Source organism: Marinoscillum sp. (assembly GCF_965229915.1).
In the GTDB taxonomy this organism is placed as follows: Bacteria; Bacteroidota; Bacteroidia; order Cytophagales; family Cyclobacteriaceae; genus Marinoscillum.
The window spans coordinates 4,021,426-4,042,295 of the sequence record NZ_CBDDJZ010000001.1 but is presented as its reverse complement, the minus strand read 5'-3'; the positions used below and the strand labels follow the sequence as shown (position 1 = coordinate 4,042,295).

The window sequence follows — 20,870 nt, the reverse complement described above, 5'->3', positions numbered from 1 at the left end:
CACATGAAAATTGAAATCTGGAGCGACATTGTGTGCCCCTTCTGCTTTATAGGAAAAAGAAGATTCGAGCAAGCACTCGAGGTATTCGATCATCAGGATGAGTTGGAGATTGAATGGAAGAGCTTTCAGCTAAATCCCAATACTGTAACCAATACCGAAATATCTGTTTACGACAATCTGGCCACTCACAAAGGCATTCCTGTGGAGCACGCCAGACAAATGAGTGATCAGGTAACTGAAATGGCCAGGGAAGTAGGATTGGCCTATGATTTTGATCGGGCGGTAGTAGCCAACACCTTCAAAGCACATCAAATGCTTCACTTTGCCAAACAGCACGGCCTGCAAAATGAAACAAAGGAACGGCTATTAAAAGCCTATTTTACTGAAGGTAAAAACATCGATGACACCCAGACACTGATGAATCTGGGAGAAGAACTGGGCCTCAATTCCAATGAGTTAAAGAAGTCACTGGAATCTGATCAATACGCGGAGGCCGTGCGGTACGACATCTATGAGGCACAGCAGCTGAGAATTCAAGGAGTCCCATTCTTTGTCTTTAACCGAAAGTACGGTGTATCAGGTGCCCAGCATGTGGATGCTTTTGTACAAACGCTGGAAAAAAGCTACTCAGAGTGGGCTTCAGAAAATCAACCAGCGAAACTCCAGACGACTCAAGGAGATAGCTGCGACATAGAAGGTAACTGCTAGAAAAAAAGAGAGGTGAGCGTCAGCTCAACTCATTTACATATTAGAATGCTTTCTTTGTTTCTGCATCTTCACGTAGCTTTTGATACATGGCCGCCTGTTTTTCGGTAAGCGATAGCAGTTTGGCTTTGTTATCTTCCAACTCCGCATTTTTAGTTTTCAGTTTCGCACTCGCTTCATTGAGCTGCTTGTTTAGCTGTGCGGTCATTTTCACCTTTTTCTTCAATTCGATGGATTGAATCGCATTGCTCATCGTCAGCTCTCTAAAGTGATGTGCCCAGTAGCCACACACAATCACCACTGCCAGTGCAAGTGAAGCGTGATAGATGAACGTCTGCAAATCCATGTATTCCAGCTGAGTGAAATAGATATCAGGAACACCGGTGTACTGCAAAAACGCGAAAACTGCATGGTGAACCACCACAAAGGTGATCAGTGGAATCTGGTACTTCCAATCCTGGTACACAATGAGGATGGCACTTCCAATAAAAGCAAAGAAGTGCATCTCAAACAAACCATGCATTTGGTAAATGAATGTCCCGACAAAAACACCGAAAAAACCGCTGGCTACATAGCGGTGCAAACTTGCATTGGGCAGCAATGCTTTCAAAACAAACCAGGAAGCCATGGCCAGCGCAGCAGTAGACAGCCCAATCAGCCAGGTGTCATAGTAAAACGAAATAAAAATTCCGAAAACGGAATAAATAGAAAGAAACCTAAAAATAAACTGGTCTGAACGTTTGTTCAGATCGACCATTACTTTGGCCTCATTCTCTTTGGATAGTTGTAAAGTGTGCATTTGTCTAGATAGTATAAATGATGGTTATAAATTCAGTTAATCACATGCTTAGTGTGTAATCAATGCCACAGCCATAGGCTATGGATGACAAGGGTCCAAAGTCTGGCGGATGAGCTCCACTGTGCAATGAATCAAGTGCCATTTGTGCAAAATTGCTCAACGGATCTGTGCAGTATCGGGCCTTATTGTAGTTGCCTCTGAAGTAAAGTTTGTGGTCAGGTGTGATGAGTACCGCCTGCGGAGTGGAGTACACGCCCAACGCGACAGCAAACTCCTGATTGACATCACGAATGATTCGGGTCTTGCCCTCGAAATAAGGACGCGCTTTAGCGATATCATCCTCCGCTGGGATCACCACTATAAAATCGACACTGTCGCCGTAGTTTCTACGAAGTGAATTGAAATGACTCAGATTGAACCTGGAGCATGGACAATTGGTGGTGAAAAAGTGATAAAAAACCGGACGATCCAGTTTGGAGCTGATGGTGTCACCAACATACACTTTCTCATTTACATACACCTCCTGATACCCTTCCGGCACTGGAGTTGGTAGTAGATATTGTACTTCTGTCCACCAGAACAATGCTCCGATGGTGACGATGACAAGAACGATAAACGCTCCCGCTGTAATTTTTCTAAGCAAAACAGTTTGTCTTTATTGATGGTAAATGGTCTTAAAGAACAACTGCCTAAATTGGTTGTAGTGTAAAGATAACACTTATATCTGATGTATCTACATTAGAATATACTATCAATTGATAACTTTTAGTTAATAATTACATAAAAAAAGCTACCCAACAAGAGTAGCTTATATCATTTGATTTAAAGAAATATTCTTATCTGCGAACCTGTTGGCTATATGACTTATTAAAAATTGGCAGATTGAAATGTTCTTTTACTTTATCATAATCTGAAAAATCCACGCGACCGCTGTCCCAAAAATCACCCGGAACCACCACAACTCTTACAATCCAGTCGTCGGTATCGATCGCACCCAATATGTCTAGCGGAAACTCAGCATCCATGAACAACCGCACATCATACATGGAGAAATCATAGTTGTACTGTAATGCACCATCATCGGTCAGTATGGTCTGAGGAATCTGTCTCCAAACCTCTACTACCTCGCCATCATTGGTTTCATACGTGTCCCACAGAAAGTAAACCAACGCCACATCAGAAGCGAGCCCTTCGAAATTGTCTGGATATGGAAGGATCACCTCGTAAGCAGGTGAGGTAAAATCCACATTTTCCCACTCGAACACGTAGGCGTTTTCACCGTCAGCCCCGGCGGGACCAATTGGACCTTGTGGACCTACCGGACCTTGAGGTCCCACATAAGTCTCTGTGCATGAAACAAATACAATGAGGCTGGCTAATAGTGCGGAGGTAAATAAGGCTTTCATATCTAAGATTTTTTGGTTTCTTAGATAGTATTACCAAACATTGTTCCAGTTTTAATCTTGTGACAAGAATATTTCTGTACCTTTGGCGTAATTTTAAATTATATTTCTTTTTTAATGAGCACTGGTAAAGTAAAATTCTTTAATGATTCCAAAGGTTATGGTTTCATAAAAGAAGACGGAACTGACAAAGAATACTTTGTACACGTATCCGGTTTGATCGACGAGATCAGACAAAATGATGATGTAACCTTCGAATTGAAAGAAGGTAAACGTGGATTAAATGCAATTGATGTTAAGCTTGCTTAATTAGTCATATAGAAAGTATTTTAATCAAAGTGAACCCTGACCTTAAGTGTCAGGGTTTTTCTTTTTCAGGGGATTTTGTCGCTCCTGATTCAGCTCCAGCTGAAAAACATCCGGTCTGCTGTAATGACCCGATACATTGAGGAGCAATCGTTCTTTACGTACCATTTGATGATCCAGCTCTGTGTAGAACAGGTCTTCTCTATCCGTCACAGGTTCAATCAGCCAGCTACCATCAGGCTTCGCCACGCAACTTCCACCATTGGCCAGTGTACCTTTCATTCGTTCTTTTAACAGGTTTGCATGTGGCAGATCATCGGGTATATCCGCTGCGTTCCACACACCAGATGCTGCAATCACATAAGACCTGGACTCTTTGGCTATCACGGGTATGAGATCATAAACATTGCGGTAATTGCCAGGCCACACAGCCACATGGAGGTTTTCACCCTGAGCATAAAGCGATGCGCGAGCCATAGGCATCCAGTTTTCCCAGCAGTTCAGACCTCCCACTTTGAATGGACCAAGCTCATGTACCTGCAAGCCGTTGCCATCACCTATGCTCCAAACCAATCGCTCCTCGTAGGTGGGCATGACCTTGCGATGGACCGACTGAATCTCACCGTGCGCATCAATGTATACCAAAGAACAATACAAACTATCGGCGCGATCCTGAGCACGTTCTACTATACCTAAATACACAGCGATATGTCCATCTTTAGCAGCCTTGCAAACGGCATCCAGGTCTCCTCGCACTACATCCACCGCTTGATCTACATAGTGTGCATAGAGGTCTTTTTGTAAGTCGCTATCGAAAATAGCCCCTTCAGTATGTTCTACCCAAAAGGGATATCCGGGCACAAGTGCTTCCCCGAAGACCACAAGCTGGCACTTCTCCTCTCCCGCCTCTGTAATTTTGGAAACTACTTTTTCCAGAGTGGCCACTCTATTCAACCAAACCGGGGCAATCTGCGCAACAGCTACTTTCAGCATGTCACTCATATCATTCAGGGCGGACGATTTTCACTCCATGACTCATTTTGATGGCTGGATCCAATGATGCCGCTACAGAGCAATATTTTTCCACGGCAAGGTCCACGAGTTTCTGTGCCTCTTCCTCACCCAGATCAGGCGAAACAAACGTAAAGACAATGTGTATTTCGGTAAACTTTTTAGGAATCTCATCTCTACGAACACCCTCTGCCTCACCAGAGAACTCCACCAAAGTTTTTCTGCGCTTCTTCACCATAGATACCAAATCCACTGCTGCACATGAAATCACACCTGATAACAGTAGCTGCATGGGAGACATGGCTTTTTTCTGATCGGAGGGCAACATATCGATATCCACACGAATCCCTTGTTCTGTTACCGCATAATATTCCTCATCTGCGAGATGGCCTAATTTGATCTTCATCGTAATAAAATTTTAAAAAGTTGTGCATTTCTAAATTTAACCCCTTGATTGTTTTGAAAAATCTAAATATTCAGAATTTTTCAGTCACATTTCAACAATTCCCCTTGGGTAATAACGTAAGTGCGCTACTTTTGCTCGTTCAAAGCAAACTTACTAGGTTATGATAATTCCTAAGGAGCCAAAATTAACAAATGAGCAGTTTGAGGAAATAGTTTCCATTGTAGAGGAGTATGGCTGCAGAATTCAACCTATCGAAGGACACCATAGAACCATCTATGCCGTACTCGGTGAGGAGAGAGAAACCATTATGGTCAACAGGATACTCGGTCTGGACTATGTAGATCGATTTGATGCTGTTGATTCGCCGTTTAAGCTAATGGATGTGCATTCAGAGCTTTCGCACCATCGCATCAAAATAGGCAATCACATCGTGGGCGAGTCACCATTTATCATTGCCGGCCATTGTACCATAGATCCCAAAAACCCTAATTTGTTTTTGGAGTCGGCGCATGCGGTAAAAGAAGCTGGAGCCAAAGCGATCAGAGGTGGTGTATGGAAACCGCGAACTATGCCGTATTCATTTCAGGGAGATGATAGCTCCATTAAAATATTGATGGAAGCAAAAGCACAAACCGGACTTCCGGTAGATACCGAAGTAATGGACGAACACCAATTGTCCATCGCTGTGGAAGCAGGAGTCGATATTCTTCAAATCGGTGCTCGAAATGCCCTGAACTATTCCTTGCTGAAGCAAGTGGGTCAGGAAACAGCTGACAAACAAATCGCTGTTCTTCTTAAAAGATCTATGGGAATGGGTCCTATCAATGAGTTCATTGCAGCAAGTGAATACATTGCAGCAGGTGGAAACCCGGACATCATGCTATGCCCTAGAGGAACCTCTCCTACCATGGATGGTTATAGAAACTATCCGGACGAATCCATCACTCCACTCCTTAAGGAAAAAACGTGGGCACCGGTGATCGTAGATCCTTCGCACTCGGTTGGAAGAGCCAAATACGTGCCATCAGCAGCTATGGCGGCTATGGCTTATGGAGCTGATGGAGTGATTGTAGAGACACACTGCGACCCTAAAAAAGGTATTGGTGATGATCCAAAGCAATCCATCTCACCAGAGGTGCTCAAGAAGCTGATCGATGATATCAATCAGATTTGGGAAATAAGAAAGCACTACCGAAAAGAAATGGCGATAACCGCCTAAGAAGGTTTAAGACCTGAATAAAATAAGAAAGCAATCCACGATGTGGATTGCTTTTTTTAATGCCTCAAATCGGCTGATGGTTACAATTCACCGTAAATGAAGCTTTTGTCAGCCCAAAGGGCTGAGCGAACACTCTATAAAGATACGTTTCGTGTGTTACAATGCCAATGGTTTGTGGCATTTCACTACAATTCCCGTATCCAGATATTTCTGAATCGCATTTTATCATTGTGATCCTGCAGTACCAATGGTAGTTTTTCTGGATGCGCGATGTAATAAGGTGTACCAATAAAGCAAGTTGGCCCTAGCAACTCTACATTATTCTGAACCAGCACACCATTATGAATGACTGTAACCCTCGCTGGACTCACTACATTGCCCTCATCAGAGAACTTAGGAGCCATGAAAATAATATCGTATTCCTGCCATGACTCTGGCGCTCTGGAGGCATTGACCAAAGGAATGTGCTGCTTATAGATGGAAGTGGCTTGTCCGTTGCTGTACGTTGGGTTTTCGTAAGAGTTCAATACCTGTACTTCATACATGCCCATGAAAATTACACCACTGTTACCGCCCGCTTGTCCTTTCTTATCAGCCGGCATCACAGGTGCCGTCCATTCCACATGCAACTGCACATCTCCAAAAGCTTTTTTAGTAGCGATAGAACCGGTCCCTGGATTCACCTCCAGTTCTCCGTTTTTAATGGTCCACTCTGCGGCCTCACCTTTATAATCAGGATCTACCAAAGGAATCATCGCTTCGAATCCCTCCATATTAACCGGCGAGCCAAATTGAGCTTTCTGCCACATCTCCTGATCATCCCCATCAAAAAGCACGATCGCATCAGATGGTGCCTTGGCACCTTCGCCCGGCGTGACTACTGGTACTTCTTTGTAAAGCTCCGTCACTGCCCACGGCTGTGTTTTGCCTAATTCGTCCCAGTCGATCTCTGGAAGCTGCGCCCAACCGACTGTTGCAATCAAAATCATCAAAAGTGAAAAAATACTTCTCATACTATTACATTTAATTGAATCCTAAACAGGTAGCAAAATAGCGATCTTTATTAGATTGTGCTGCCCATGAGCAGAATCATTTTTTACCTGTTGATCAAACCACTTTCCCTCTTTCCCTTCAGCGCCCTGTACCTGCTATCAGACCTGCTGTACCTGATCATGCGATTCGTTCCTTATCGAGGTAGTGTTGTCAAAACCAACCTGGACAAAGCCTTTCCTCATAAATCTCCTCAGGAAAGAAAGCGCATTCAAAGCAAATTTTATCAGCACTTTTGCGACTTGATCGTAGAGTCTATCAAGCTTTTCAGCATTTCTGAGAAAGAGATCATATCGCGTTTTACTGTGACCAACCCAGAGCTCTTTCAGGAACTAGCCAATAGCAACAAGAGCGTTATACTGGTTGGTGGTCATTACCAGAACTGGGAATACTTTGCTGTAGCTACTGATCCGCAAATTCACCACAAGCTGCTAGGTATCTATACACCGATCACCAACGACTTCATGGAATATGTTTTCTCCAAGTCACGATCCCAATTTGGGTTGGTACTTGTTCCTAAAAAACAAACCAGGGAATATTTTGAAGCTTACAAGGATCAACTCACGGTCACTACCTTTGCCGTCGATCAATGCCCCAGAAAACGTCAGAAAGTCTACTGGACCGACTTCCTCGGACAAGAAACAGCCGTGCATTTCGGAGCAGAACGCTATGCCAAGGACTATGATTATGTAGTGGTCTATGGGAGTGCCACCAAACCTAAAAGAGGACATTACGAACTCACATTTGACATACTGGAAAGCATCCCTACTCAAACACCTGATGGATCAATCACAGAAAGGCATACCAAAAAATTGGAGCAGCAAATTCTTGCTGCTCCAGAATATTGGCTGTGGACTCACAAACGCTGGAAACTTACAAAAGAATCAGTCTCCACTCCGAAGTGAGTTGATCCAGGCGGCTATTTTCTCCGCCTCGTCTTTGGGTACCTGCGGCATTGGAGCCATAGGAGTGGCATAGTTTGGCCAGTTTTCAGGTTCTGGAGAATAGATCAATTCCACTATACGCTTGTTGCTGTACCTGCGCTTAGCAATCTCTAGGAATGGAGGCCCTACCACTTTATTATCCATCTTGTGACAAGCCAGGCAGGTGTTCTTTTGTAGCAATGGCTCAACCTCCTCGTAAGTGAGGACTTCTTGTGCTCGCATTGGTTCGCGCTTTGGTCCTTTGATCGCCACCCCTTTAGATGGACTCTTCTTACTGCGCATCGAGAGATCCGAGTCCTTCAGTTTTTCGCCTTCCGGTATATTATTCAACGTGTAATAAGCTCTTGGGTGAAGTACGGGCAATCCTCCTTCCGCAGATTTGATTCCTGGTGTATTGATCTCATGTATGAAATACTGACGAAGGTTATCCACCACCAAACGAACTTTTAAGCCATCGTCAGATACCTTTACTCCCCGGATTTTCAATGCTTCATTTTGAATGGTTGGGCTACCATATACGGAATGGTACTTGTAGGTAAAGCTCTGTCCAACATAGCTATTTGGATCTTTGGCTGATTCAATATCTACAGGTTTGGTAAACTCAAGCTCAAATCCATCCGGCATTGCTCGCACAGTCCTCATCTCCATCGGGACTTTTCCTGTCCACACCAATCGCTCAAAACCAGAATTGGCAGGTCCAGCTGATCCCCAACCCCGGTTGGTCTCACCAACGAATAAGGAACCATCTTTGCCAAAAGTCATCCGCAACACTCCCGATTGGAAATTGGAGCGAAAATCAAATGCCACACCTTGGTATTCTCCATTGACCTTTTCCATGTCCACACGCATGATTTTACTCTGTCCCTGATCGCCTACAAACACCTGTCCGGCAAATGGCCCAAACCCTCCTCCAGTTTCATCCTTCAGTATCTCTGAGTTAGACACTCCCAAGATGGCGTGAGGCAGCCAAACTGCAGGTAGCGTTATTTCCGGAAAGGTCTCTCGTGCCTTGACCATGGTTAATGGGTCTTCTTCATTGGGAATATTTGCCGGCTTGATCATCCGACCATTCTCTTTGATCCGTCGCTCATCAAAGGTGCTGTAAAACGTTTCCTGATTCACTTCCACTGGAGCATTAGGCTCATCTGACCAACGTAAGCCTGCCGGATGCCCGGTAAACGAACCTTGCTTCACATGCCAAATGGCACCCGAACCAATCCAGTCGCCCTGGTTGTCATCATAGAAGAACTCCCCATCTATCAGGCCGATACCGCAAGGAGACCGCATTCCTGTAGCCCATGGAGTCATTTCACCATTCTGACTAATCTTCATGGTCCATCCTCTCCATTTAACACGGCTCTCACCGCGCCACCATTCTTCATCACCAAAAGCCACATTGGCCGTCACGTACATGTTACCTTCCGCATCGATTTTCGGCCCAAACGAATATTCATGGTAATGTCCTGAAAGTGGCCAGGCAAAAATCGTTTCGTAGACATTGGCCATGCCATCGCCATCAGTATCTTCTAAACGCGTGAGTTCCCCACGCTGAGCGGTATAGAGGGAGTTTTGATAATAGGCCAAACCGAGTGACTCGTGTAGCCCTGATGCAAAAAGAGTATATCGAGGCACTTCACCACCTCGCATATAAGGATTTTCTACCACCCATACATCACCGCGGCGTGTGGATAGTGCCACTCGTCCATCGGGCATGGTGGTCATTCCACCAACCTCCAGGAGAACTCCCTCTGGAGCCGGAATGGTGACCATTTGATAATAATCATCTTCCACCGGTTGTGCAATCACAAGGCATGATACCAGTATAAGACAAGAAGCAATTAGGTATTTTATCGTTTTCATAGACAATGTCGTTTACCAGATGATAGCATATTTAATAGGAGAAGAGTCGATGGTCAGCAGCAGTTTTGCTTGTCCACCTTCATTCTTGATTTCAGCAGATTGTCCAGATAGGACTTCAATGTAATACTCGCTATCACCTACTACATACATCCCATTGGACATTTTCGAAATTTTACTGCCTTCTGTTACTTCAAAGCTTCCTGACAGTCCATCAACGGTCACTTCACGAATCACTTTCGAGCCTTCTGCGTAGACTTTGTCGGTTACTGTCTTCCCACCTGAATCGTAGCTGAATGTTGGAAACCCAGTCTGTGCATCCACTTCATAGCCATTGGACTTGATGGTGCCGTTAATGGGTGAGCCCATGTAGAGATACTGAATCATTCCCAATGGCTTGAAAGATCCGTCGCCCCTGTCGTGCCACATAGGTGTGGCATTCACAAAATCTCCTTTCCAAACACAAGCGAGATTTCCTCTACCTAAATCGTACACATAGTTAATACCTGTAGGAGCACCTACTCCAATGGAGTGAGTAATCCGGCGATCTCTGTCACCTTCAAAGTCTAAAAAAGCCCGTAGAAGTCTAGGTTTGTTACCTTCCGGTTGAATCAATATTGGTGCTACAGCAGAAACACTTGACGGATGAGAACTAAAGGCGTTAAGAGGCTTATCGTGACTTGTTGGAGTTTTGACTGAAAGCCCCAAAAATGGATCTATCCAGGATCTGGTTTTGAAGTAGAGCAATTCTATTGGGTACTCACCTGCGTCTAGTTGTTTACTGCCACTGAAATTTCTCCAACCTCTGGCCACTTCTTCTCCTCCAACTTTGAGCTTCGCCTGGCCACCAAAAGATCCTGAAAACGTATAGTTGGCCGACTCGGCTACTTTGAGCACAGCCTGATACTTCAACACAAAGTCATTTTCACGTTTGGCCACTTCCCAGGTTAGCTCCTGTTGTGTTCCCTGATCAACTGCATCCGTCGCTGCTTCAGCATCTTCATAGGTGTCATAAGTTCCATGAAACACCTGGTAATTGATGTCCATGAGTTCAGCATTTAGATCGTGCATCAGTTTGTACTTGAAGTTGCGAATGGCAACAGCTCCATGATCACCCTGTATCATTATGGGCCCTTTGGCAACTTCGTTATTTTGGACCGGTCCACCTGTTGGCAAAGGGATCTCAACATTCTCATGGATTACCACACCGTTTAGAGTTGCCTTTACTATCTGGGCATTGGAAATTTTCTTCCCGGACGCATCAAACCTTGGTGCCCTGAAACTGATGGTTAGTCTCTGCCACAACCCAGGAGCTTTGGCCGCATTGGTCAGTGGGGCCTTACCCATATAACTCGTTTCGGGATCACTCTCCCAGTTGCGGTAGATCCCTCCTATATCTGAGAACTTTGGCCGCTGCACCCCATAGCTATCATAAAGCTGTACTTCATAACGCCCCTGCAGGTACAGTCCAGAATTGGAACCTCTCGGTAGCATGAGCTCCAGGTCGAGCTCTATATCACCATGCTCCCATGAGGTTAGCAGGTTACTCTTTTTGTCATCTGAAGGAAGGTTTACCAGCACACCCGTACCTGATGTAGTGGTCACTGCACGAGGCTCTACAGCATTCTTTTTTTTCTTCTTCTTGCTTTCAGCTTCACCGTTCTCATGGTGGATATCCACCGTAGGATCCATGGTCACACCACCGACAATCTGCCAGTTGCCAGCTTGCGACTGAAAAGCCGACATATCCCTGAGCTCCAGGGTAGTGAAACCATCGTTTTGGGACATTAAAAAATTGGATGCCAACAACCCTAGCATCCCAATGAACATCTTCTTCATATACTATTACATTTTTGGATGTGAAATCTACGCAATTAAAGAAGCAGGATCAACCTAAATGTGTTAAATGGACATCATAAAAAAATGGGTTCCCAATTGAGAACCCATTTAGATCAAAACTCACTACTCTGTAAACAATCTCTTAATTAGATCTGGAGCTGTAACTCCGCCCACTTCTGCTTTCCGAACTACTTGTAGATGCAGTTGATCGGCTGCTCGACCTCTCCTCGCCACTTCTTGTGCTGGCAGTACTTCTATTGCTAGATCCTCGTGTGGAGCCAGCTGCTGTATTGGATCTACTTGGTTGGTTATCATGATCGCTTCTAACTGCATAGCTACCTGCAGATCTTCGCGGATAATCGCGGGAATTCTGTCTTGACTTGTAGGAATTGGTATCCCTATAATCTTTGCGATTAGCAGAGTTGCCATAGTGTTTATTCCCTTGAGACTTATACTGCCCATAAGCATAGCCGTGACCATTTCCCTGATGATTGTAATAGTTTCGTCTCACATAGCTGACGTGGTTATGACCATGATGATGATTTCCACTACATGCCACTACATTCCTTCGATAGAAGTTGGAATGGTACCCGCAGAAGTTGTTACAAACGTGATTGTGAAACGGATAATTGTAAGCAACCACTCGGTTAAAAATACGCCCATAACGACCAATGCTTACTGTCACAAACACGTCACCTCTTTGCAACACCACGTCATAAAACAACTTTCCGTGCTGGACGATTCTGCGAGTATGTACTATGTCATATCCCCAGTAATCGTGCTCGATGGCATGTACCACATCATAAGGCATTGCCCAGTTTTGAGTCACACCGAATGAAGTGACAAAACTCCACTGTTGCGCATTACTTTTAGTTAGCGATAGGAAGGCAAAAACGATCGAAAGTAAAACTGCTCTTTTCATGACTCTACATATTTGGTTTCATGTAGAGATTAGCCAATTATAATGCCAAAAATAAAATAAAGCTACTAGCCATTGATTATCAACCACTTACATTTACTCATATCTGAGGGAATTAACTGGATTAGCATATGCTGCTTTGAATACATGAATAGAAATGGTGAGCATCGCTACCACTAAAGCCATTATGCCTCCGACCAAAAACACTAACGGATTGATATCAATCCGGTAGGCAAAACTATCCAGCCAACCAGATAAATAAAGCCAGGTAAATGGCATAGCTACCACAAATGAGATAAGAATGAGCAAGCCAAAATTCCTAGACAGCAGGAATATCAAGTCGTTAATCGAGGCGCCAAGCACCTTTCGAATACCAATTTCCTTAATGCGTCTATTGATTGAAATACTCGCTAATCCAAACAATCCCATACATCCGATTAAGATAGCCAGAACAGCTATGATAGTGATTACATATCCAAGCTGACTGTCCGATTTATACAACTCGGCGAAATGGTCATCCAGAAACTCGTATTCAAATGGATAATTGGTGACGAACTGATTGTAAACCTCTTCTACATCCTTGATTCCCGCTGCAATGTTCTTGCCATTAAGTTTCACGGACATTTCACTATATCCCCAAGCAGAATGAATCACCATGGATAGGGTATTGACTTTATAATGAAGGGAATTAAAATTGAAATTTTCTGTGACTCCTATAATCGTACCCAAAGAATCATCAGGATACCAGCCATGACCCACACGTTTGCCGATTGGCTCGTCAAAACCCAGCTCCTCAGCAAAGGCCTCATTGACTACAAAGGCAAGGCCATCATCTTTGGCATATTCTTTACTAAAGTTTCTACCTTCTTTTAACCGAATGTTGTAAACATCCAAGTAGTCATAGTCTACCACCACATTGGAAGGAGTGAAACTAACTATACCCGTGTCCTGCTGGACCTTGAATCCATACTGATGGAAGTTATTGCCTATTCGCTGGCCTGATGCCGTTACGCCAAGCACGTTGGATCGCTTCAAGAGTTCTTCCTTGATCTGCGGGTAATTATCGTGTGCATCGTACTTGAGGCTGACGAGCAGGATATGATCTGTAGTATATCCAATGTCTTTGTTCTTCATATACATCAGCTGTTGCACAACGACCAGCGTACACACAATCAACCCTACTGCCAGTCCAAATTGGAGTACGATGAGCGAACTCCTGAACAATGATTTTTTATCACCGCTACCCAACCCTTTGAGTACTGTAACCGGGCGAAAGGATGACAGGTAAATAGCCGGGTACAAGCCAGTAATAAACCCAAGAATCAGGGTGAACCCAAATGCCATCAGTAAGTAGTCTGAATTCAAAAATTGCCACATGGAGAAATTTCTATCGATCAGGTCATTTAGAAAAGGTGTAGCTAGAAAGTTAATCCCAAGTGCCAAGACAAAAGCAATAGTCGCCATCAAAGTAGACTCCAGGATAAACTGAAAAAACAGCTGATTTCTTAGCGCCCCGATGGTTTTTCGTACTCCGACTTCTTTTGCTCGTGTAGTGGCTCTGGCTGTGGTCAGATTCATGAAGTTCACGGAGGCGATAATCAAAATAAAAACCCCAATCAGCACAAACACATCAATGTAAGTGCCATTGAATTTGCGGTGATTATTGTAGTCATGTTCTATGTCGTTAGATGCCAGATGCACTTCGGCAAGCGGCTGCAAAAACAGTTGGTAATAATCGTTGATGTCCTCGCTATCCATCTGCCTTGACAGGTAATCAGGATAGCGGCTAGCCATGTCGTCCAGATCAGCCTGATCGTTTAAGACGAAGTAAGTATTCATATAATTACTCCCAAACTGGTGATCAAAATCTGGATTTCTCTGAGCACCAAGGTATATATTACAAAGCATATCAAACTGTAAGTGCGAGCCATCTGGAACATCCTCCAATACCCCAATGACCGTGAGTAGATCTCCATCAAGCTCTAGCTGATTGCCCACCACATCAATAGACCCAAAGATCTTTTCCGCAGTGGATCTGGTGAGATAAGTCTCCAGCAAGTCCATTTTGCCAGATGGATCACCGGCAACAATCGGAAAATTAAAAATGGACAAAAACGTACTATCTACGCCATGTACTTTGTCTACCAAAAAATGCTTGTCTCCAAAGCGAACGGACTGGCTACCCCATCCCCAAAAACGTGTAAAGGACTGGATTTCTGGAAATTCCTCAATCATCGTTGGGCCCATACCGGGCATAGAAAGAGCTACCTTTTGTGTGTTGGTACCAGGAAATGACTGCACCTCACACAACCTGTAGATCTTGTCCTTTTGTGTATGAAAAGCATCGAATGATCGCTCCTCTTTCACAAATAAAAAAATAATGATGCAAGCGGCAATACCTAGCGTCAAACTGAAGACATTGATCGCAGAAAAACGCTTATTCTTCATCAGATTTCGCCAGGAGGCGATCAGATAATTCTTGAACATACCGTAGTTATTAAGTTTAGGAATTTCGAAATTTCTTATGACTCCTGGTCGGAACATTAGCAGCACGTCAACCCAGAATATCAATTTTGCCAGATGGGGTTTTGACGGAGCTCTCAAACCAAAAAGCTCGGTTAAGTCTCCCTCTATGTCTTCCAACATCTCTGGATCACAAAACCACCTGAGAAACTTCAGTGGCCATTTTGGAGGTGGTATCTCCCACTTTTTCATATGAGTTTTAGATCAAAAGCTACATCAGGAATGGAGTCCCAGAGTTGCTTGCGGGTATCCATTACTTCCTTCAATACGCGCTGACCAAGAGGTGTGACCAGATAATACCGCTTGCGTTTGCCTCCGCGAATGGCCGTAGCCTCTCCCAACTCAGACTTAAGCAACCCTTTCTTTTCCAAACGCTTAAGTGCGGTCCGCATAGCTCCTACACTTACTTTTCGGTTGAGCTTGGATTCTATTTCTTCCTTAATGGCAATCCCATAGGCCTGCCGATAGAGCACCGCCACAGTCAACATTAAGATTTCTTCAAATTCACCAATTGAATTTTTACCCATAGTTAAAGTCCTGTTTGTAGCTTTAATATTAAAGTCCTAAACGTAGCCTTTATGAAATGGTTGTCCACCAACAAAAAAAGGCTGCGATTTCTCACAGCCTTTTTTTTTAATTAGTTCAGATTCAATACTGGTTACATATTCCTTCTATACTGCCCCCCTACTTCAAACATGGCATTGGTGATCTGGCCGAGGGAACAATACTTAGAAGTTTCCATCAATTGCTCAAAGGTATTTCCATTGTTCAGCGCTACATCCTGAAGCTTCTTCAGCATGTTTTCCATGTGCGCTTCATTGCGGTGATGCAATTCATTGAGATTCTTTATTTGATCTTCCTTCTCCTCAGTAGTCGCACGAATCACTTCATCAGGAATCACCGTAGGAGAGCCTTTAGATGATAAGAAAGTATTCACTCCAATAATCGGCAGTTCGCCATTGTGCTTCTTAGTTTCGTAGTAGAGTGACTCCTCCTGAATCTTACCACGCTGATACATACTCTCCATAGCACCAAGCACACCACCACGTTCTGTAATGCGATCAAATTCTATCATCACTGCCTCTTCCACCAGATCCGTGAGCTCTTCTGTAATGAATGATCCCTGCATTGGGTTCTCATTTTTAGCCAGACCAAGCTCTTTGTTGATGATGAGCTGGATCGCCATGGCCCGTCGAACGGAATGCTCTGTTGGTGTGGTAATTGCCTCATCATAGGCATTAGTGTGCAGCGAGTTACAATTGTCATAAATAGCGTAAAGTGCCTGTAGCGTGGTACGGATGTCATTGAAGTCAATCTCCTGTGCGTGAAGTGATCTTCCTGAAGTCTGAATGTGGTATTTCAGCTTTTGTGAGCGCTCATCTGCACCATACTTGACTTTCATGGCTTTGGCCCAGATCCTTCGCGCTACTCGACCAATCACGGCATATTCAGCATCCACTCCATTGGAGAAGAAGAAGGAAAGGTTTGGCGCGAACTTGTTGATATCCATTCCTCGAGAGAGGTAGTACTCCACAAACGTGAAACCATTCGCCAATGTAAATGCCAATTGAGTTATCGGGTTGGCACCAGCCTCCGCAATGTGATAGCCTGAAATGGATACGGAATAGAAGTTGCGCACCTGATTGTCAATGAAGTATTGCTGCACGTCACCCATCAGCCTCAAAGAGAATTCAGTAGAGAAAATACACGTATTCTGTGCCTGATCTTCTTTTAAAATATCTGCTTGCACTGTACCGCGAACAGACGACAAGGTTCTTGCTTTGATTTCATTATACACATCTGCTGGCAGCACATCGTCACCAGTTACTCCTAGTAACATGAGTCCCAGTCCGTTATGACCTTGTGGCAATTCCGCATTGTAGGTCGGGCGTTTGCTTCCCAGCTTGTCGTAGATCTTCTTAATTTTCTTTTCTACTTCCGCTTCCAGACCATTTTCCTTGATGTACAACTCGCACTGCTGGTCGATTGCTGCATTCATAAAAAATGCTGCGATAGTCGCGGCAGGGCCGTTTATGGTCATGGATACCGAAGTAGTCGGCTCGCATAGATTGAAGCCTGAGTAAAGTTTTTTGGCATCATCCAGGCAGCAGATACTCACCCCAGAGTTTCCAATCTTACCATAGATATCCGGTCGGTGGTCAGGATCTTCTCCGTAGAGCGTTACCGAATCAAATGCGGTGGATAGTCTTGCTGCCGGCAAGCCGTGCGAAACATAATGGAATCTTTTATTGGTTCGTTCAGGTCCACCCTCACCCGCAAACATTCGCGTCGGGTCTTCGCCTTTTCGTTTGAAAGGAAATACACCGGCAGTGTAAGGAAACTCACCGGGAACGTTCTCCTGCAAACTCCATTTCAACACATCACCCCACGCCTCGTATTTTGGCAAGCTCACCTTTGGGATCATGGTATGAGAAAGCGTCTCTGTACGCGTCTCCACTTCTATTTTCTTGCCACGAACTTCGTAAGTGAAGGTGTCTCCTTCATAGTTCGCTTTTTTGGCATCCCACTCTTCTAACAATTTCTTGTTGTGTGGATCCAAATCAAGCTCGAGTTGCGCTTTGGCTTCTTCTATGGCCTTTATCGCCTCAGCCTTATCCATCTCCTTCATCACTTCCAGTGACTTATCCAGACCGTAAAGCTTTTGGGCTACTTCTTTCTGCTTTTCTACGGTATCGTTATAGTCGCGAATGGTTTCTGAGATCTCCGATAAGTACCTCGTCCGCTTGGGTGGGATGATGTAGATTTTCTCCGACATCTCCTTGGTCGACTGGAAATTGGATTTCAACTCTGCATCTGTTTTATCCACTAACAGGTCCATGATCGCTTTGTACAGCTGATTCATACCTGGATCGTTGAACTGACTGGCGATGGTGCCGTATACTGGCAATTCGTCATCATTGGTTTCCCAAAGCTGGTGATTACGCTTATATTGCTTCTTCACATCACGCAGTGCATCCAGTGCCCCACGCTTATCAAACTTGTTAAGCGCAATCACATCGGCAAAGTCCAGCATATCGATCTTCTCTAGCTGAGTAGCTGCTCCGTATTCTGGAGTCATCACGTAAAGAGACAAGTCTGAATGATCGGTAATCTCTGTGTCGGACTGACCAATGCCAGAAGTCTCCAGTATGATCAGGTCAAACCCTGCTGCTTTGGTAATGTCTACGGCATCTTTCACATAGCGAGAAAGGGCAAGATTGGACTGACGTGTCGCCAACGACCGCATGTACACGCGATCCGAAAAAATGGAATTCATGCGAATACGATCGCCCAACAGCGCTCCACCCGTTTTCCTTTTGGATGGATCCACAGAAATCACAGCTATTTTCTTGTCTGAAAAATCCAACAAGAACCTTCTAACCAACTCATCCACTAACGAGGACTTTCCAGCTCCACCTGTGCCGGTGATTCCTAAAACCGGAGCCACTTTCTTTGCTTCGATGGTCTTACGGATTTCATCCAGCATGCCTTTGTTCTGCTCCGGGTAGTTCTCGGCTGCAGAAATCACTCGTGCAATATCACCAGCCTCTTGCTTGTCCAGTCGCTTCATCTGGCCATTGAGGTTTTCACCCACCGCAAAATCAGCTCCTTTGACCAAATCATTGATCATGCCTTGGAGACCCATCTCACGTCCATCATCCGGGCTGTAAATACGGGTAATTCCGTAAGCATGAAGTTCTTCGATTTCTTCCGGAAGGATCGTACCTCCGCCACCACCGAAGATGCGGATTTGCTCCGCTCCACGCTCCTTCAGCAGGTCATACATGTACTTGAAGTACTCTACGTGACCTCCCTGATACGAAGTAATGGCTATGGCCTGGGCATCTTCCTGGATGGCACAGTCCACGATCTCTTGTACCGACCGGTTATGCCCAAGGTGAATCACCTCACATCCTGTGGACTGAATGATCCGACGCATGATATTGATGGCTGCATCATGACCATCAAAAAGAGACGCGGCAGTAACAATACGAATGTGATTGGTCGGCTTGTATGGGGCAATGCTTTGAGACATAAGTAAAGTTTTAGTTTTTGGGGTATATATGTTGATTTCGGGTAACCACAAAAATAAGCAAAACTACCCTGCTATTGTTCGGATTTGGTGGGATAAACAAAGTGCAGAAGGGTGTTTGGAGCAACTTATATTAGACACTCCATTTAAATCATCGACGGAAAAGAATATTGAATAAGGTTTGGGAAGCAAAAGCGTAAACTAAAAACATGTTTTAGTAACTTTCTGCTAGGTGATAAAAAATCAAGTTTAAGATAAAATGAAGATTGAAAAGATTGATCTCATTGCCGTACTCATTGCATTGGTCATTTTATTAATGCCGTGGGTTCTCACTGGAAGAGCTATAATTCAAGGATTGGACTTTTCAAATTCAGGCCAAATTGGAGATACAATAGGGGGTATTACTGCACCGTTTATTGGGCTAATTAGTGCTTTCGTTGTCTGGAAAGCTTTCAAAGCGCAGATCGATGCGAACAAGCTATTTCAAAGTGAGCGAGAACAATCCAATATTTATGAATTACTAAAAATGATTGACGCGGAAATAGAGAAAATAGGTGATGGGAGTGAAAAAGGGGATAAAGCCTTTGGCTCAATTAACGGTTCAATCAATAACTACAGCGCGTTGGTTGAGAAATCTGGAAAATCAACGAATCCAACTGCTATCAAAAGGTTAGAAGAAAGTCTTTCGCATGCTAAAATGTCCTATAATAAGTTAAGACCTCTTGTTAATTTACTGCAATTCACTATTGAAAACATATTAAAGAACGATTCAGTTAAAGACCGAGTTTTTTTTACAGAATTAATGAATGTCCGTTATGCCAGATATATTAACAACATAAAAAGATACTATAACATCTTCCCCGAAGACAGCTCTCCATTATCTAGTCATTTCAAATCCACTTTAGATCATTTCTTTATAAACCTAAAAACTAAAGATTAGCCTCCGCTCCAACTCCGGTAAAAAAGCATTCAAGCCTTTATACTCCAGTGTAGCCGGAGACATACTCTGTACAGACTCCCAAAGCTTTTGCTTCTCAAAAGCACTGAGATCACCCACCGAATAGTGATAAGTTCGGATGGTAAAGAGAAAAGCATTGACCTCTTTAAAACCAATGAGATTTTGACGCTCTACTCGCAGATAAATCGGACCTTCTTTGGAAACCGCCGCACGTCCCTCCCAATCTCTTTGATCCACTCCCTCGGGAGGTTCAGGATGATGATTTAGCCGCTGATCCGTGCCTATTCCCCAGGCGAAGCGCGTAAAAGGCTCACCAAACCCGACGATGGATTGCAGCATCGGTGGATAGCGTTTGATGGTCTCTTCCATATCAGCCACCGGCCGGTGAATCGCATCAAAAGGTTTTCCAATCTTGTCGGCTGGGGACCAGTGATTGGGGGCACAGAGGTGAACCGCCGTTAAATAATCAGAATTTTCAGTCAGTTGAAAGACTGCTAGATCTTCCTGTACTTGGCTACACAACACGTCGAACAGATCTTCAAATTGGCTTTCATTGATAATCTGTCCATTCTGAATTTTAAATGATTGACCGGTTTTATGATTAATAAACTGTCTATCGGAAGTTTTTTCAAAATGACCTGGATATTCCGAGGTGAGTTGCTCAATGATAAAGTCATTCACCGTCCTGATAGTGTCTGGTGAAATACTCGCCTGATGGTAATATTTCTCAATGCCTTCCTGACGGCACATAGCCTTGTTAGCCAGGTAGTGATCATAGGTGTCATCTATTTGAAAAATTAGATGATCTCGAGCCTCTTTGGATTTGGAAAGACTTTTAAGACCTGGTGCGGTAGAATAGGTTCCAGTGAGGAAAGGTAAGTACTTCTCCATGATGTAT

18 protein-coding genes are annotated in these 20,870 nt (G+C 44.1%); 5 read left to right on the top strand and 13 right to left on the bottom strand.

Annotated features, from left to right (window positions below):
* Nucleotides 1-3 precede the first annotated feature (3 nt).
* Complete coding sequence (locus tag ACO067_RS17435; protein ID WP_421876373.1) at nt 4-708, top strand: DsbA family oxidoreductase; 705 nt, start codon at nt 4-6, stop codon at nt 706-708.
* A gap of 40 nt (nt 709-748) precedes the next feature.
* Here the strand turns inward: ACO067_RS17435 and ACO067_RS17430 are convergent, their stop codons facing one another.
* The 3 genes from ACO067_RS17430 to ACO067_RS17420 all read right to left on the bottom strand — a co-directional run bounded on the left by ACO067_RS17430 (nt 749) and on the right by ACO067_RS17420 (nt 2,910).
* Complete coding sequence (locus ACO067_RS17430) at nt 749-1,504, bottom strand: cell envelope integrity protein TolA (protein WP_421876371.1); 756 nt, start codon at nt 1,502-1,504, stop codon at nt 749-751.
* A 40-nt stretch (nt 1,505-1,544) separates the two neighbouring features.
* Complete coding sequence (locus ACO067_RS17425) at nt 1,545-2,147, bottom strand: TlpA family protein disulfide reductase (protein ID WP_421876369.1); 603 nt, start codon at nt 2,145-2,147, stop codon at nt 1,545-1,547.
* Nucleotides 2,148-2,340: 193 nt separating this feature from the next.
* Entirely contained in the window at nt 2,341-2,910 is a 570-nt protein-coding gene (locus ACO067_RS17420) for a collagen-like triple helix repeat-containing protein (protein ID WP_421876367.1), read from the bottom strand.
* 114 nt (nt 2,911-3,024) lie between these two features.
* Here ACO067_RS17420 and ACO067_RS17415 point away from each other — a divergent pair, with 114 nt between their 5' ends.
* The gene (locus ACO067_RS17415) at nt 3,025-3,216 is read left to right on the top strand and encodes a cold-shock protein (protein ID WP_421876365.1); all 192 of its coding nucleotides are present in this window, start codon (nt 3,025-3,027) and stop codon (nt 3,214-3,216) included.
* 42 nt (nt 3,217-3,258) lie between these two features.
* Here the strand turns inward: ACO067_RS17415 and ACO067_RS17410 are convergent, their stop codons facing one another.
* Both ACO067_RS17410 and ACO067_RS17405 read right to left on the bottom strand, forming a co-directional pair.
* A complete protein-coding gene (locus ACO067_RS17410; protein ID WP_421876363.1) occupies nt 3,259-4,206 on the bottom strand; it encodes a carbon-nitrogen hydrolase family protein in 948 nt (315 codons plus the stop codon).
* 10 nt (nt 4,207-4,216) lie between these two features.
* Entirely contained in the window at nt 4,217-4,630 is a 414-nt protein-coding gene (locus tag ACO067_RS17405) for an OsmC family protein (protein WP_421876361.1), read from the bottom strand.
* A gap of 160 nt (nt 4,631-4,790) precedes the next feature.
* Here ACO067_RS17405 and ACO067_RS17400 point away from each other — a divergent pair, with 160 nt between their 5' ends.
* Nucleotides 4,791-5,849, top strand: coding sequence for a hypothetical protein (locus tag ACO067_RS17400; RefSeq protein WP_421876359.1), 1,059 nt, complete (start codon nt 4,791-4,793; stop codon nt 5,847-5,849).
* A gap of 185 nt (nt 5,850-6,034) precedes the next feature.
* On the opposite strand, the gene ACO067_RS17395 is transcribed toward ACO067_RS17400, so the two are convergent.
* A complete protein-coding gene (locus ACO067_RS17395) occupies nt 6,035-6,862 on the bottom strand; it encodes a 3-keto-disaccharide hydrolase (protein WP_421876357.1) in 828 nt (275 codons plus the stop codon).
* A 66-nt stretch (nt 6,863-6,928) separates the two neighbouring features.
* On the opposite strand from ACO067_RS17395, the gene ACO067_RS17390 reads away from it, so the two are divergent.
* A complete protein-coding gene (locus ACO067_RS17390) occupies nt 6,929-7,804 on the top strand; it encodes a lysophospholipid acyltransferase family protein (protein WP_421876355.1) in 876 nt (291 codons plus the stop codon).
* Here ACO067_RS17390 and ACO067_RS17385 read toward each other — a convergent pair.
* The 6 genes from ACO067_RS17385 to ACO067_RS17360 form a co-directional block, all read right to left on the bottom strand.
* Nucleotides 7,784-9,703, bottom strand: coding sequence for a hypothetical protein (locus tag ACO067_RS17385; protein ID WP_421876353.1), 1,920 nt, complete (start codon nt 9,701-9,703; stop codon nt 7,784-7,786). The two genes, ACO067_RS17390 and ACO067_RS17385, sit on opposite strands and share 21 nt — an antisense overlap.
* Before the next feature lie 12 nt (nt 9,704-9,715).
* Nucleotides 9,716-11,539 carry a 3-keto-disaccharide hydrolase gene (locus ACO067_RS17380; protein WP_421876351.1) on the bottom strand — a complete coding sequence of 608 codons (1,824 nt, stop codon included), beginning with the start codon at nt 11,537-11,539 and terminating at the stop codon, nt 9,716-9,718.
* A 142-nt stretch (nt 11,540-11,681) separates the two neighbouring features.
* Nucleotides 11,682-12,461, bottom strand: a complete 780-nt coding sequence (locus ACO067_RS17375; protein WP_421876349.1) for a hypothetical protein — start codon at nt 12,459-12,461, stop codon at nt 11,682-11,684.
* A 93-nt stretch (nt 12,462-12,554) separates the two neighbouring features.
* Entirely contained in the window at nt 12,555-15,173 is a 2,619-nt protein-coding gene (locus ACO067_RS17370) for an ABC transporter permease (protein ID WP_421876346.1), read from the bottom strand.
* Nucleotides 15,170-15,508 carry a PadR family transcriptional regulator gene (locus tag ACO067_RS17365; RefSeq protein WP_421876344.1) on the bottom strand — a complete coding sequence of 113 codons (339 nt, stop codon included), beginning with the start codon at nt 15,506-15,508 and terminating at the stop codon, nt 15,170-15,172. The genes ACO067_RS17370 and ACO067_RS17365 overlap by 4 nt, the downstream gene beginning before the upstream one ends.
* A 131-nt stretch (nt 15,509-15,639) precedes the next feature.
* Nucleotides 15,640-19,017, bottom strand: coding sequence for a methylmalonyl-CoA mutase family protein (locus ACO067_RS17360; protein WP_421876342.1), 3,378 nt, complete (start codon nt 19,015-19,017; stop codon nt 15,640-15,642).
* A 256-nt stretch (nt 19,018-19,273) separates the two neighbouring features.
* Here ACO067_RS17360 and ACO067_RS17355 point away from each other — a divergent pair, with 256 nt between their 5' ends.
* On the top strand, nt 19,274-19,954 hold the full coding sequence (locus ACO067_RS17355) for a hypothetical protein (RefSeq protein WP_421876340.1): 681 nt from the start codon (nt 19,274-19,276) through the stop codon (nt 19,952-19,954).
* On the opposite strand, the gene ACO067_RS17350 is transcribed toward ACO067_RS17355, so the two are convergent.
* Nucleotides 19,937-20,863, bottom strand: coding sequence for a heme-dependent oxidative N-demethylase family protein (locus ACO067_RS17350; protein WP_421876338.1), 927 nt, complete (start codon nt 20,861-20,863; stop codon nt 19,937-19,939). The two genes, ACO067_RS17355 and ACO067_RS17350, sit on opposite strands and share 18 nt — an antisense overlap.
* Nucleotides 20,864-20,870 lie beyond the last annotated feature (7 nt).

What these genes read in the sequence shown, in the direction of transcription:
- ACO067_RS17355 (WP_421876340.1), top strand. Translation starts at nt 19,274, where the DNA reads ATGAAGATTGAAAAGATTGATCTCATTGCCGTACTCATTGCATTGGTC.
- ACO067_RS17350 (WP_421876338.1), bottom strand. Translation starts at nt 20,863, where the DNA reads ATGGAGAAGTACTTACCTTTCCTCACTGGAACCTATTCTACCGCACCA.
- ACO067_RS17435 (WP_421876373.1), top strand. Translation starts at nt 4, where the DNA reads ATGAAAATTGAAATCTGGAGCGACATTGTGTGCCCCTTCTGCTTTATA.
- ACO067_RS17415 (WP_421876365.1), top strand. Translation starts at nt 3,025, where the DNA reads ATGAGCACTGGTAAAGTAAAATTCTTTAATGATTCCAAAGGTTATGGT.
- ACO067_RS17375 (WP_421876349.1), bottom strand. Translation starts at nt 12,461, where the DNA reads ATGAAAAGAGCAGTTTTACTTTCGATCGTTTTTGCCTTCCTATCGCTA.
- ACO067_RS17390 (WP_421876355.1), top strand. Translation starts at nt 6,929, where the DNA reads ATGAGCAGAATCATTTTTTACCTGTTGATCAAACCACTTTCCCTCTTT.
- ACO067_RS17420 (WP_421876367.1), bottom strand. Translation starts at nt 2,910, where the DNA reads ATGAAAGCCTTATTTACCTCCGCACTATTAGCCAGCCTCATTGTATTT.
- ACO067_RS17410 (WP_421876363.1), bottom strand. Translation starts at nt 4,206, where the DNA reads ATGCTGAAAGTAGCTGTTGCGCAGATTGCCCCGGTTTGGTTGAATAGA.
- ACO067_RS17430 (WP_421876371.1), bottom strand. Translation starts at nt 1,504, where the DNA reads ATGCACACTTTACAACTATCCAAAGAGAATGAGGCCAAAGTAATGGTC.
- ACO067_RS17360 (WP_421876342.1), bottom strand. Translation starts at nt 19,017, where the DNA reads ATGTCTCAAAGCATTGCCCCATACAAGCCGACCAATCACATTCGTATT.
- ACO067_RS17400 (WP_421876359.1), top strand. Translation starts at nt 4,791, where the DNA reads ATGATAATTCCTAAGGAGCCAAAATTAACAAATGAGCAGTTTGAGGAA.
- ACO067_RS17365 (WP_421876344.1), bottom strand. Translation starts at nt 15,508, where the DNA reads ATGGGTAAAAATTCAATTGGTGAATTTGAAGAAATCTTAATGTTGACT.
- ACO067_RS17385 (WP_421876353.1), bottom strand. Translation starts at nt 9,703, where the DNA reads ATGAAAACGATAAAATACCTAATTGCTTCTTGTCTTATACTGGTATCA.
- ACO067_RS17395 (WP_421876357.1), bottom strand. Translation starts at nt 6,862, where the DNA reads ATGAGAAGTATTTTTTCACTTTTGATGATTTTGATTGCAACAGTCGGT.
- ACO067_RS17380 (WP_421876351.1), bottom strand. Translation starts at nt 11,539, where the DNA reads ATGAAGAAGATGTTCATTGGGATGCTAGGGTTGTTGGCATCCAATTTT.
- ACO067_RS17370 (WP_421876346.1), bottom strand. Translation starts at nt 15,173, where the DNA reads ATGAAAAAGTGGGAGATACCACCTCCAAAATGGCCACTGAAGTTTCTC.
- ACO067_RS17405 (WP_421876361.1), bottom strand. Translation starts at nt 4,630, where the DNA reads ATGAAGATCAAATTAGGCCATCTCGCAGATGAGGAATATTATGCGGTA.